Here is a 13,160-nt window from a genome sequence, read left to right as displayed (position 1 = left end):
GGTATGGGTAATATCCCTTTCCTATCAACACGTAATTGATAATACCGTAAATGCATTTAACTAAAATTCAAAAAATTCTCAAACATGACTTTTATTCCAACTGAACCAATAGGGAGCATTCCCCGGCCTGTGTATTTGCAGAAAGCGATGCAGGCTTTTCAAAAAGACGAGATTTCTCAAGCAGATTTAGGTCAATTATTTGAACAAGCAACAAGGGAAACCATAGCCGAGCTGGAAGCCACCGGGTCGCCTGTTATATCGGACGGCGAACAGAGCAAACCCAGCTTCGCCACTTATCCTGTTCATGGATCGCCGCTGATAGCTGGTGGGGGAGTGGTGATTCCTTTTGCGGACGGGCATACCAGACAGTTGCCGAAATTGACTTCCGGTCCTTTCAGATATCAGCATTTTGCGGCTGACTATTTGCTTCAAGCACGCAAGTATACCAAATTGCCTGTCAAGCAAGCTGTTATATCAGCCTCGGCCATGAGCTTGCTATATCCGGCTGAGGGTATTCCGGGATATTCGCAGGAGCAATTTATCAACGATTTGCTCAACCAGGCAGAAGCAGATATCCGCCAGTGCTTGGAAGGTGGGGCGTATAATGTTCAGATCGACTTCACCGAAGCGCGTCTGGCGTTGAAACTGGATCCAAGCCGGGGATTATTGAAGCAATTTATCGACCTCAATAATCAGGTGCTGGATCGCTTTTCAGCTCAGGAAAAAAGCAGAATTGGAGTACACACATGCCCGGGAGGAGATCACGATTCGACGCATAGTGCCGATATACCTTATTCAGAACTGCTGCCATTGTTTTTTCAATTACATGCAGGAAATTTCTACCTTGAATTTGCGGGGGAAAAGGATAAAAAAACCGTTCTGGAATCAATTAAGGAGAATATCAAGCCGGACCAAAAAGTGTTTTTAGGAGTGATTGACGTGCTGAATCCAAGAATTGAAACACCGGAAGAAGTAAGTGATATACTCGTCCAGGCTTCTGAATATATTCCGGTTTCGCAATTAGGTTCGACAGACGATTGTGGCTTTTCTCCGTTTGCCGATGATACCTCAACGGCCAGGGAAATTGCGTTTGCCAAAATACGATCCAGGATACAGGGAACCAACCTGGCCGAGACAAAAATCAAGTAATTACAACCAAAAAAGTAATAGAAATGCCTCATATTAAATTGGAAGAAGGGATTCCCGGTATACTTGGACCCATGTTGTTTAGCCCACATACTGCCGCTCCGATGAACCTGTTGGCCAACGCGCTTATGCAGTCAGACGAAGGATTGACTCGCGGTGAACGGGAGCTTATAGCGACATATGTATCGTCTCAAAATGATTGTTATTTCTGTCAAACCATTCACGGCGCCGTTGCGAGCGCATATTATGGAGATGATGATTGGTCGTTTGTAAAGGATGTTAAGTCTGACTTTGAAGCCACGTCCCTGTCAGAAAAAATGAAATCTCTTCTTGCGATAGCCGGGAGTGTTCAGAAAGGGGGAAAATATGTGACGCCGGAGCAAATTGAAAGGGCAAAAGCAAATGGAGCGGAGGATCGGGATATCCATGATACGGTACTCATTGCTGCTGCTTTCTGTATGTTCAATCGGTATGTTGACGGGCTGGCAACGACTGCGCCAACCGACCCGGAGATATTCCGTAACCGTGCAAAAAAAGTGATCGAAAACGGATATAGTGCTTCATTACCGGACGGAAAGTATTAAATGAAGGCTTATCGGTTCGTTTAAGAAATGCCTTTTTTTGGATTATAAATCCGTTTTTGACCCGAACGACTAAGTTGGTACTGCTTTCGGCACGATCTTTGAACAATTAAAAGATTATGTTGACTTAATCGGTGGGTATATGTGTTTCAAAGACGAAACTTAGTAATTGATCAACAGAATACGAGTTTTAATTTTTTCAACTAATTATTGATCTTTAAGAAAATGAGAAAAGCGATGAAAACCAGAGTATTGTTTTTGATGATGGTTGGCGTGTTATGTTCATTATCGAGCTGGGCACAGGGTGACAAGGCCAGCCGGCCAAGTCCGCCGGCAACAGCCACTGGTAAAGTTGGTGCGGCCACTATAACAGTCAATTATGGAAGCCCGTCAGTTAAGGGGCGAAATGTTTGGGATCCTGCTGGTAAGCTCGCTCCATATGGCAAAGTTTGGCGTGCCGGCGCAAACGAGGCAACGATATTTGAGACCGATAAGGATATTAAAGTAGAAGGACAAACACTTGCAGCTGGCAAATACAGCTTCTTCGCTATTCCGGACGAAAAGGAATGGAAGTTTATTTTCAATTCGGAAACAGGCCAGTGGGGTGTCAAACAAGGCGGCGTAGCCAATCGCGATCCGGCAAAAGATGTACTGACGGTTTCAGCAAAACCTTCTAAATCAGCGATGAGCGAAAAACTGGTTTATGACGTAACTGGCAAAGGCGTTACGCTGAAATGGGATACTGTTGCAGTGCCTATTTCAATTAAATAGAAGAATTGTTGAGAAATAACCAAGAGCACGTGTCTCCACGGGGCTTTTGAACTATTAGGAAGACGCGAGCCGTTCACCAGAAAGGCTGTTCAACGGAATATCAAGTATATCCTCGATTGAACAGCCTTATTTTATGACCCGGAATTTTCGTTGTTTATTCAGTACTGAATGATATTGCGTTCAAAAACTACCCGTGTGATAAGGGAGGATACCACATTTTACCGTCGTAACACCGAACACATGTATAACAGTACTAAATCGCATGAGACATAAGATTCAATCCAAAAACTACCTTCTTCAAGCCTTCGAGTCTTAGTCGCAATGAATAAATTAGCAATCCAATTCAACTGAAAACATAAATGAAAATTAAACAACTGATACTTGCTGCCGTAGTTTCGTCCGTTGCAAGCATGCCATTATTAGCTCAAAAAGGGAAAATGCTTTTTCCCGAAACGCCGGGGATGGTTTCATATACCTATCGTTCCAGTTTTTCAAAAGATGCCGCCGCTACGCTGGATACGCTGAAAGGATTGGGTATCAAGGATATGGAATTCTCGAGTTTATTTGGAAAGACAGCCGCCGACCTGCGTAAATTGTTGGACGAACGTGGAATGCATTGCTCTTCATTTGGAGTAAGTTATGACGACGCTTTGAAGAAAAGCCAGGAAGTGGGCCAAAACGCCAAAGCATTGGGCGCGAAGTTTGTCAGAGTCGCATGGATTCCTCACAAAGGTGCTTTTACGAAGGAAATGGCCGATCAGACTATTGCTGATTTCAACACTTTTGGAAAACGTTTGAAAGACGAGTTCGGGCTGACTTTCTGCTATCACAACCACGGCTATGAGTTTGAAAAATATGAAGACGGAACGCTGCTTGACTATATCATCCAGAAAACAGATCCTAAATATGTGAGTTTTGAACTGGATATACTATGGGCGTTTTTTCCAGGCGGTGACCCTGCCGGTTTGCTGACCAAATATCCGACCCGCTACAAGTTAATGCACATGAAAGATCTACGCAAAGGCGTGGAGGGTAATTTGTCTGGCGGTACTCCGGTAACGAACGACGTGGCGTTGGGAACTGGTCAGCTGGATATTCCCGCGATCCTGAAAGCGGCCAAAAAATCAGCAATCGAGCATTACTATATCGAAGACGAAAGCCCAAGTTATGCAACGCAGGTGCCCCAAACGATGGCATACCTGAAAACGCTGAAAAAATAGGTTTTATCTTCGAAACCGATACAAATAAGGGGCCTTGTTGGCTGCACCGGTGAATTTCTTTTCCAACCGTTCCAGTACATCAAGGTCCAATATCATTTTCTGGAAGTTGTTCCGGGCAAAAGGTTTGTCATAAATCGTCTCATACAACTCCTGAACTTCGCGCATCGTGAATGTTTCAGGGAGTAGATTAAAAGCAGTCAATTTCTTATCAAGATCCAGCCGAAGCTTTTCCAGTGCCTTTTCTACCATTTCTTTATGATCCATGATCATCACAGGCAGGTTTTTGATATCATACCATTCGATGGACTCGTCAAGATCAATCTTTTCCGGAATCACTTTGTTGATATCAACCACGGCATAATACCCGATCGACACAAACCTTTTCGTAAACCAATCATATTCCTTTTTATAATTCTTCTTTTCGCCGAATGACTCCGGATTGAGCTCGATCAGGCGTTTTAGGAAAACTGCATTGTTACGACCAGCATTTCCGAAGGTGTGAAATTGTTCCAGGTATATCTCTTTGATGCCGGTTCTGTGCTTTAATATTCGGTCAGCCGCCTCGTCAATACCTTCTTTTTGAGAAATAAATCCGCTGGGTAGCGCCCAAAAGTCTCCCTTAAAACTGAGTTTAGGCACCAACACTTTTAGTTGCTTATCATGGTACCCGAAGATGACACAGTCAATCGAAAGTTGTTGAATATAATTCTGCTCCGTTGGATTATACATACGTTATTTTGAGCCCGACGCCGGGTGTTTAGGAATATTAGACCGTAAAAATAGGTACTTCAAATCTTTTCAAGTGGTTTATAAAGGGCTAAATAAGCCGGTTTAGCCACTTGCATTGTCAATTTTATGACAAAGCTCCCATTATTGCTCCAAAGAGATATCCAACCACAATACTGACAGCTGAGAACATTAAAAACGATAAGATTGTCAGTAACAATGATTTTACTTTTGGCAGATCATTGAAAAATTGAGCATAACACCAATAAAATAAGGCCAGCTGGACAGTTTGGGATATCAACGCATACATCGGGCCTGTGTCTGAGTGACTATATATATATAATACCGGGAACAACACAATTTGGCCTATCAGAACCAATCCCATCGCATAAGTATTCAGGACAAGGTGTTCTGCGAAATTGAAACCCTGTTTTTTGAATACTAAATAGGAGGAAATCGTATTCACCGCAATCAGTAGCAAAGAAGCATATGCAAGGTGTCCGGTTACCCAGGTCAGCATTTTCTGATATGCACTTACAAGACCATCTTTTGAATGTATAGGATCTATGTCAAATACATCCTCCATAAAGTAATGGAAAAGTAGCCCATAAATGGTGGCCAAAACTACGACCAGCATCATCGGTTTGAAATGCCTCACACGCTTTCCCTCCAGAAATTCCCGGATCATATATCCCGGTCTGGTCAGCAATTGCTGCATGGTATAAAAGATGCCATGATCCACATGAAAAAGGCTGTGTTGCAGCTCATGCCAGATAAAATGCATGGTCACCCGATGGGTATCGGCAGTCTGCCCACAGTTATTACAAAACTTACCCTCGAAAGGCTGATCGCAGTTTTTACAAGTTGTCATATGTCTGGTGGTGCTAAACGCAGAGGTAATGGGGTTCAACGTGGAGTTTAATATGCTGCGTAACTCCTTGTTGAACTCCCCCAATTCTGCGTTTGAATAAAATTTATGTAATATATCATTTTGATCAACTAGTACTATACAAATTTATAATAGAAAAATATTTATTGTCTAATTTTAAGACAATAAATAAAAATATAATAGCTTTGCTTTATCATGTTAAGCATTGTTATTCATATGAAAGTAAAATCGTTTATTATCTGTTTCATGATCATTGGGTTATGGCAGATGACCTTTCTGTCTTATGCACAAACCTCTCCGATCAACATCCTTGTTTTTAGCAAGACAGCAGCATTCAGGCATGAATCCATCGCGGCTGGGAAAACGGCACTCACAAAATTGGCCAAGGAAAAAGGTGCAACAGCCAGTTTTACTGAGGACGCGGGCGATTTTGATGAGAAAAATCTTAAAAAATTCAATGCGGTTGTGTTCCTGAATACCACGGGTGACGTGCTGAACAATGAACAGCAAAACGCTTTTGAAAGATATATTCAGGCGGGTGGGGGATATATAGGAATCCATGCCGCGACGGACACTGAATATGAATGGCCGTGGTACGGAAAACTGGCCGGTGCCTGGTTTTTGGACCACCCGATGACGCCGAGCAATGTGCAGAACGGAAAGTTTATCGTGACAGAAAAAAACAATTTTGCTACACAGGGTATGCCCGATGAGTTTGAGATTAAAGATGAATTTTACAGCTTCAAGAATATCTCGCCGAAGATTAATGTTGTCCTGAAAATTGACGAAAAGAGCTATATCGGCGGCAAAAATCCCGATTTTCACCCCATGAGCTGGTATCAGGAATTTGACGGTGGCCGCTCATTTTATACTGCAATGGGACATACAAACGAGACATTTGCAGATCCGCTTTTCCTGAACCATTTGTGGGCAGGTATCAAATATGCAGCTGGTGGAGATAGTCCCAAACCGCTTGATTTCTCAAAATCCCGGCCAGAGGAAAATCGTTTTACAAAGACAATATTATATGAAAAACTGGATGAACCGATGGAGTTGAGCGTTCTCAACGACGGACGGATTTTGTTTATTCAGCGCAAAGGAGAGATCAAACTTTTCAACACTAAAACCAACGAACTGAAAACCATTGCCAAACTTCCAGTCAGTATCAAATACAAAAATAAGGAAGGTAAAGAATCGATGGGTGAGGATGGACTCCTGGGCTTGAACAAAGACCCGAATTTTGCTCAGAATCATTGGATATACCTATACTATTCGGTGCCGGAAGAGCCGAAAAATGTACTGGCCCGATTCGAGTTGAAGGGCGACGAGCTGGTAATGGATTCCAGAAAAGTATTGCTTGAAATACCAACTCAGCGCGAAGAATGCTGTCACACAGGCGGTTCCATCGCATGGGATAAAGTGGGGAATTTGTATTTGTCGACGGGTGATAATACCAATCCGCATGGTTCCAACGGATATAGCCCGAGCGACGAGCAGGAAGGCAGAAGCGCATGGGATGCGCAGAAATCGTCGGCGAACTCGAATGATCTGAGAGGAAAGATTATTCGAATTAAGCCGATGGCCGACGGTACTTATACCATTCCTGATGGCAACTTGTTTCCGAAAGGCACACCTCAAACTCGTCCGGAAATTTATACGATGGGTCACCGAAATCCATTCCGAATAGCTGTGGATCAGCGAACAGGCTACGTATATTGGGGAGAGGTTGGTCCGGATGCTGCCAAACCTGATTCAACCCGTGGCCCTGCCGGTCATGACGAAGTAGGCCAGGCTCGGAAAGCAGGCAATTTCGGATGGCCGCATTTTGTAGCGGATAATAAAGCCTATTTTAAGTATGATTTTGCAGCAAAAAAATCCCTGGAAAAATGGGATGCTGCTGCACCAACTAATACCTCTCCGAACAATACAGGAATAAAAGTGCTTCCGCCAGCTCAAAAAGCATTTATTTGGTACCCATATGGTCTTTCTACGGAATTCCCATTGGTAGGCAGTGGTGGCAGAAACGCGATGGCAGGCCCGGTATTTTATTCGGATGACTTCCAAAAAGCAAGCGCATCCTTTCCAAAATATTATGATGGAAAACTCCTGACATACGACTGGATGCGTGGCTGGATTATGGCAGTGACGATGGATAAAGAAGGGAATCTGATGTCAATGGAGCGCTTTATGCCGAGTTACAAATTCAGTAATCCAATGGATATGGAGTTTGCAGAGAATGGCGATCTGTATATGCTCGAGTACGGTTCTGGTTGGTTTTCGGCCAATGACGATGCCCGTCTGATTCGTATTGAATATAATGCAGGCAACAGAAAGCCACAGGTGATGGCATCTGCTAATAAAATGGGAGGCTCGGCACCACTTGCTGTGAAACTTACCGCAAAAGGAACCGTTGATGCGGACGGTGATGCACTTAAATATGCATGGAAAATATCATCTAAAAATGGTTTCAACCAGACCATCAGCGGCTCAGATGTGAACTTGACGCTTACTAAAAAAGGTGTGTATCAGGTACTTTTGACCGTAAACGACGCAAAAGGAGGTATCAGTACACAAGCCATGGAAATCACGGTTGGGAACGAAGCGCCGGTTTTATCACTGGATATGCCGGGCAATAACAAGTCATTCTATGTTGCGAACAAGCCTTTCAACTATGACGTGAAGGTGAGCGATAAAGAAGATGGTGTTTTGGGTAAAGGTATTGATGCAGAGCAGGTTGCGGTAAATGTAGATTATCTGGCCGAAGGGTTTGATAAAGTGGCGATTGCTCAGGGACATCGTTCTGCGGACGCTAATGCACTTTTTGCAAATGGAAAGAAATTGATTGAAGCGAGTGATTGCAAGGCTTGTCATAGTATCGATAAAAAATCGATCGGGCCTGCATATCGGGAAATAGCGGCGAAATATAAGGGTAACGATAAGGCAGTAGAACAACTGGTGAAAAAGGTCATTGCAGGTGGTAGCGGGGTATGGGGCGAAACGCCGATGGCTGGACACCCGCAATTGTCAGCAACCGATGCGTCGGAAATGGTGAAGTATATCTTTAATTTGAACAATGTAAAAAAAGGAGAAAAGTCGCTGCCGATCAAAGGTGCATATACTGCAAAATTGCCAACTGCCGACAAAGGCAAAGGGGTATATATCGTGAGAGCTGCATATGAAGACAAAGGTGCTGATGCCTTACCTCCGTTGCGCTCCGAGCAAACTTTGGTTTTGAGAAATGCAAAAGTGGATGTTCACGGATTTGACAACTATCAGGACGTCAACAAGATGGCATATAACAATATGAATCTGATGATCCCTTCAAAATCAGGTGCATATGCGGAATTAAAACAGGTTGATTTACACCATGTTGCAGAGTTGAGCGTGTTAGCCATGGCGCCAATACCTCAACTAAACGCTACCGGAGGTAAAGTGGAATTGCGTTTGGATAGTCCCAAAGGACCACTGATTGGTGAGTCGGTATTCCTGGAACCATCCGACAAATTTGACTTCAAACCGACGGCACTTTCTGTACCGATCAAGCTGCCCTCAAATCTGGATAACAAGCCGCATGATGTATATCTGGTTTTCTTAAATCCGAAAGGAGAGGACCGGTCGCTGATGGTGGTTGTCGGAACAGAATTTGTGTTAACTCAGGATGCACAGTAGTTTCATTTTCAGTGAGATATAAAAGTTTAAGCTTGTAGCATCAGCGACGGTGCGTCAGGATAGTATTTCACCATTGGAAGCACCTTTGGGTAGTAAATAAAGATTTGTTATTGTCAATTTTAGAGATACTCAATTCCGATGAAGAAACTCACTATCCTGGCGTTGATGCTCCCTGCCATGGCATTTGCCCAAAATTCTGACCTGCGGCAGGGCTTCCAGTCGCCACCGAATTCTGCAAAGCCCCGCGTTTGGTGGCATTGGATGAACGGCAATATCACGAAAGAAGGGATCACCAAGGATCTCGAATGGATGAAAAGGGTAGGAATTGGCGGTTTTCAAAACTTCGACGCCAGTCTGCTAACGCCTGAGGTTACTCCGAAAAAACTGGTGTTTATGACTCCGGAATGGAAGGATGCCTTTAAGCATACCACCGAACTGGCTGAGAAACTGCAACTGGAAATGGCGATTGCGGGCTCTCCCGGATGGAGCGTAACGGGCGGGCCATGGGTAACCCCGGCTGATGCGATGAAAAAATATGTCTGGAGCGAAACCCGAGTTGTGGGTGGACAGGCATTTTCTGAAAAACTGGCAGCCCCTTCAGATGTTGCAGGTGCTTTTCAGAATATTCCGATAGCAACAGGAGGTGGGCTTAGTGGTCCGGTTACACCTGTGGCTCCTTACTATGCTGACGCACTTGTAATTGCATACAAGTTGCCCGCCAATGAAAAGCCGATCAGTAGTTTGAATCCAAAAATAACGTCGAGCGGCGGAACATTTACGCTCGCCGGTTTGACTGACGGCGACCTGGCCAAATCCAGTTTGCTTCCAGCACAGGAGGTAGGGCAGGATATGTGGATTCAATATGAGTTCGACAGCCCGCAGACTGTGAAGGCTTTCACTATTGTGGGAGCAAGTAGTGGAGGCGCGCTGGCAGAGTTCCGGGGCTCTCCCGATAATCGTATGCTGAAAGTGAGCGATGACGGAGTGAATTTCCGCGATGTAGTGACGATAAAAGGAAGTACGGTTCCAGAGAATACCATGAGTATTGTGCCTACGACTGCCAAATATTTCAGATTCACCTTTAAAACGCTGGAGCCTCAGGGAAATCCGTTTGCAGCTATGTTTGGAGGAAGTGCGGCTCCCGGAAAACCGGAGGGGGTGCAAGTGGCGGAAATCGTTTTATTTAACACCGACAGGATAGATTTATTTGAAGAGAAGGCTGGTTTCAGTCCTTGGAAAGAAAGCACCCACTCTTTAGTTAAAAGTGATGCTGATGCCGTTTTAACTCAGGATGTGATTGATTTGACTTCGAAAATGAGCGCCGACGGCACACTGAACTGGACACCACCGGCAGGTAACTGGGCCATATTGAGATTCGGATATTCAGGAACTGGCCGGAAAAACCATCCCGCGTCGCCAGAAGCCACCGGTTTGGAAGTCGACAAATTGGATAAAGCTGCTGTGAAAAAATATATTGAGACCTATCTGGATATGTACAAAGACGCCACTGGAGGCCAAATGGGTGCAAAAGGGCTGGGTTATCTTGTACTTGACAGTTACGAGGCGGGGCATATGACCTGGACCAGGGCGATGCCGGATGAGTTTTTAAAACGTCGCGGATATGATCTGAAACCATGGATTCCGGTATTGACGGGCCGGGTTGTGAAAAGTGCAGAAGCAAGCGAGAAATTCCTTTGGGATTACCGCAAGACAATCGGTGAAATGATCGTTGAAAATCACTATGATGCCATCGGCGATGCGGTGCATGCGAGAGGCATGAAGCGATATACAGAATCACATGAAAATGGCCGCATATACCTGGCTGATGGGATGGATGTGAAAACAAAAGCCGATATACCTATGTCGGCAATGTGGACGCCGGGCAGTTTGGCTGGCGGATCCGATGAAGAGGTAAGGAGCGAGGCGGATATTCGTGAGGCAGCATCAGTGGCGCATATTTATGGCCAAAATCTGGTCGCGGCTGAATCAATGACCTCAATTGGTAACGCATTCAGCTGGCACCCCGAAAAGCTGAAACGTACTGCCGATTTGGAAATGGCATCTGGCTTGAACCGCTTTGTGGTGCATACTTCTGTTCATCAACCATTGGACGACAAAAAACCTGGATTTTCACTCGGACCGTTCGGACAATATTTCACCCGTCAGGAAACATGGGCAGAACAGGCAAAGGCCTGGACGGGATATCTCGGACGCAGTTGTTACCTTTTACAGCAAGGCAAGCCTGTGATTGACGTGCTATATTATTATGGCGAAAACAGCAATATCACGCAGGCATTTGCGGAGAAACTGCCGTCGTTCCCCGGATATGAATACGACTTTGCTAATGCATCGGTGATCAAGAATGCGCTGAAAGTTGAGGGTGGTAAAATTGTAACTTCAAGTGGTCAGACTTACCGGTTGCTGGCGCTCGACTCCACTGCGCAGAACATGACGCTTCCTGTCTTGAAAAAACTCGGAGAATTAGTGAAAGCGGGAATGAAAGTTGTAGGGCCGAGGCCACTGAAATCACCAAGTATGAGCGACAACGAAGCTGAATTTAAGACTTTGGCAGATCAGATTTGGAGCAACGAGAATGTGTCAACAGGTTCTGTCCTGGATGTATTGACGGCAATGAATATCCAAAGAGACGTGGATATAACCGGTTCAAAATCGAAGATATTATACGTTCATCGCCAAACTGCGTCCGAAGATCTTTATTGGTTCGATAGCCGGAGTGCGGATCCAAACGAGGCGGTTGTAAGCCTCCGAATTAGTGGAAAAGTTCCTGAATTGTGGAATCCGGAAACTGGTAAATCCGAAAAAGTATCGTACCAAATCAGCAACGGCAGAACGACCATACCGCTTAAATTTGAATCCTGGGGTGCTTATTTTATCGTTTTTCGTGATAAAGCTTCTGCAACATCTTATACCAGACCTGTGCAAACAGAATCTAAAATTGCGGTTCTCGACGGTGCATGGAATGTGACCTTTCAGGAGGGACGCGGTGCTCCTCTCAATACCACGTTGAATGGCTTGGCGTCACTGACAGACAATACTGAGCCGGGTATTAAATATTTCTCAGGAACTGCCTCTTACAACAAAACAATTACTGTCCCATCCATTGCCAAAAATGCTTCCTATATACTTGACCTGGGCGATGTGAAGAATATCGCAGAGGTGACTGTCAATGGAAAAAGCATTGGTACACTTTGGAAAAAACCATTTAGAATAGATATTACCGAGGCGCTGAAAGAAGGAAGCAATATAGTTCAGATCAGTGTCACAAACTTATGGGTAAACCGCCTGATCGGAGATGCACAACCGGGTGTGTCGAATAAGATCACTTTCACCACATTGCCATTTTATCGTGCAGATGCGGCCTTGTTGCCGTCAGGGTTAATTGGTCCGGTGAGCTTGCTTAGCAGCACGCCATTGACGGTAACAGCGAAGAAATAATCAGTTCACATTTACTATAGCAAAACAGTATTGAAACAACAATAATAGTAAAGCTCAATAACCAGGCAACAAAAACAATTTAAATCCAATTTCCAACCGCTAGAAGCTGAAAACTGATAGCTCCAAATTTACCAATATGAAAAAAACAACACTCTTTGCATTTATTATGATCCTGGGCGTAGCGTTTGCAGGTTTTTCTCAAACGGCTCCGACTGACGCATATGCAGGAAAATGGGCAATTACATTTCTTGGTACGCCAAATGGTGATTCAAAATTAGTAACTGAATTAGTAAGAAAAGACGGCAAACTGACCGGTGAACTTAAGGATCCGTCTGGTCAAATGCCTGAGGCACTGCCTCTTACCAACGTGGAGGAAAAGGACGGTAAACTCATCCTGTACTTTACGGCTCAGGGAATGGATATCAATGTGTGGTTGCAGAAAGTGGACGATGATAATTTGAAAGGCTCTCTTCTGGATATGTTTGACGCAACCGCTGTAAGAATCAAAGAATAGGATTAGGTTGAAAAAGCGGCTGATTTGAAAAAGTCAGCCGCTTTTTTTTTGCGTATTGCCAAGACGTGAAATCTTTGAATCCTATCCAAGCGGATATAAAAAAAATTGTATTCTTGGTGGTACTTTAGCGGGAGTCGCTTTTTACGGCTTTTCGCAAGGCAGGGCACCAGCAGATTTCTTTGCAGGAA

Annotated in this window: 9 protein-coding genes; 7 read left to right on the top strand and 2 right to left on the bottom strand. The window is 44.5% G+C overall.

Going from position 1 to position 13,160, the window contains the following annotated elements; all coding sequences use genetic code 11:
* Positions 1-84 precede the first annotated feature (84 nt).
* From AC1XUD_RS04880 to AC1XUD_RS04865, 4 genes are all read left to right on the top strand, one after another.
* Positions 85-1,149 (top strand): cobalamin-independent methionine synthase II family protein, encoded by a 1,065-nt coding sequence (locus AC1XUD_RS04880; protein WP_483359840.1) that lies wholly within the window; start codon positions 85-87, stop codon positions 1,147-1,149.
* Between the two features lie 23 nt (positions 1,150-1,172).
* Positions 1,173-1,730, top strand: coding sequence for a carboxymuconolactone decarboxylase family protein (locus AC1XUD_RS04875; protein WP_483359839.1), 558 nt, complete (start codon positions 1,173-1,175; stop codon positions 1,728-1,730).
* A gap of 234 nt (positions 1,731-1,964) precedes the next feature.
* Positions 1,965-2,498: a DUF2911 domain-containing protein gene (locus AC1XUD_RS04870; RefSeq protein WP_483359838.1), complete on the top strand. Its 534-nt coding sequence runs from the start codon at positions 1,965-1,967 to the stop codon at positions 2,496-2,498.
* Between the two features lie 359 nt (positions 2,499-2,857).
* Positions 2,858-3,718: a sugar phosphate isomerase/epimerase family protein gene (locus tag AC1XUD_RS04865; RefSeq protein WP_483359837.1), complete on the top strand. Its 861-nt coding sequence runs from the start codon at positions 2,858-2,860 to the stop codon at positions 3,716-3,718.
* Between the two features lie 3 nt (positions 3,719-3,721).
* Here the strand turns inward: AC1XUD_RS04865 and AC1XUD_RS04860 are convergent, their stop codons facing one another.
* Positions 3,722-4,447: an NUDIX hydrolase gene (locus AC1XUD_RS04860; RefSeq protein ID WP_483359836.1), complete on the bottom strand. Its 726-nt coding sequence runs from the start codon at positions 4,445-4,447 to the stop codon at positions 3,722-3,724.
* A gap of 124 nt (positions 4,448-4,571) precedes the next feature.
* On the bottom strand, positions 4,572-5,315 hold the full coding sequence (locus AC1XUD_RS04855) for a DUF3667 domain-containing protein (RefSeq protein WP_483359835.1): 744 nt from the start codon (positions 5,313-5,315) through the stop codon (positions 4,572-4,574).
* Positions 5,316-5,579: 264 nt separating this feature from the next.
* Between AC1XUD_RS04855 and AC1XUD_RS04850 the strand changes: the two genes are divergently transcribed.
* From AC1XUD_RS04850 to AC1XUD_RS04840, 3 genes are all read left to right on the top strand, one after another.
* Entirely contained in the window at positions 5,580-9,002 is a 3,423-nt protein-coding gene (locus tag AC1XUD_RS04850; protein ID WP_483359899.1) for a ThuA domain-containing protein, read from the top strand.
* Between the two features lie 138 nt (positions 9,003-9,140).
* Positions 9,141-12,458, top strand: a complete 3,318-nt coding sequence (locus AC1XUD_RS04845; protein WP_483359834.1) for a glycosyl hydrolase — start codon at positions 9,141-9,143, stop codon at positions 12,456-12,458.
* A 136-nt stretch (positions 12,459-12,594) separates the two neighbouring features.
* Positions 12,595-12,972, top strand: coding sequence for a hypothetical protein (locus tag AC1XUD_RS04840; RefSeq protein ID WP_483359833.1), 378 nt, complete (start codon positions 12,595-12,597; stop codon positions 12,970-12,972).
* Positions 12,973-13,160 lie beyond the last annotated feature (188 nt).

The organism is Dyadobacter sp. HNCC25DJ184 (assembly GCF_056895215.1).
Note: the sequence above shows the minus strand (reverse complement) of the source record. Positions and strands in the feature narration are given on the sequence as shown.

Coding starts and splice junctions, on each gene's coding strand:
- AC1XUD_RS04850 (WP_483359899.1), top strand. CDS start 5,580: ATGATCATTGGGTTATGGCAGATGACCTTTCTGTCTTATGCACAAACC.
- AC1XUD_RS04870 (WP_483359838.1), top strand. CDS start 1,965: ATGAAAACCAGAGTATTGTTTTTGATGATGGTTGGCGTGTTATGTTCA.
- AC1XUD_RS04840 (WP_483359833.1), top strand. CDS start 12,595: ATGAAAAAAACAACACTCTTTGCATTTATTATGATCCTGGGCGTAGCG.
- AC1XUD_RS04855 (WP_483359835.1), bottom strand. CDS start 5,315: ATGACAACTTGTAAAAACTGCGATCAGCCTTTCGAGGGTAAGTTTTGT.
- AC1XUD_RS04865 (WP_483359837.1), top strand. CDS start 2,858: ATGAAAATTAAACAACTGATACTTGCTGCCGTAGTTTCGTCCGTTGCA.
- AC1XUD_RS04880 (WP_483359840.1), top strand. CDS start 85: ATGACTTTTATTCCAACTGAACCAATAGGGAGCATTCCCCGGCCTGTG.
- AC1XUD_RS04845 (WP_483359834.1), top strand. CDS start 9,141: ATGAAGAAACTCACTATCCTGGCGTTGATGCTCCCTGCCATGGCATTT.
- AC1XUD_RS04875 (WP_483359839.1), top strand. CDS start 1,173: ATGCCTCATATTAAATTGGAAGAAGGGATTCCCGGTATACTTGGACCC.
- AC1XUD_RS04860 (WP_483359836.1), bottom strand. CDS start 4,447: ATGTATAATCCAACGGAGCAGAATTATATTCAACAACTTTCGATTGAC.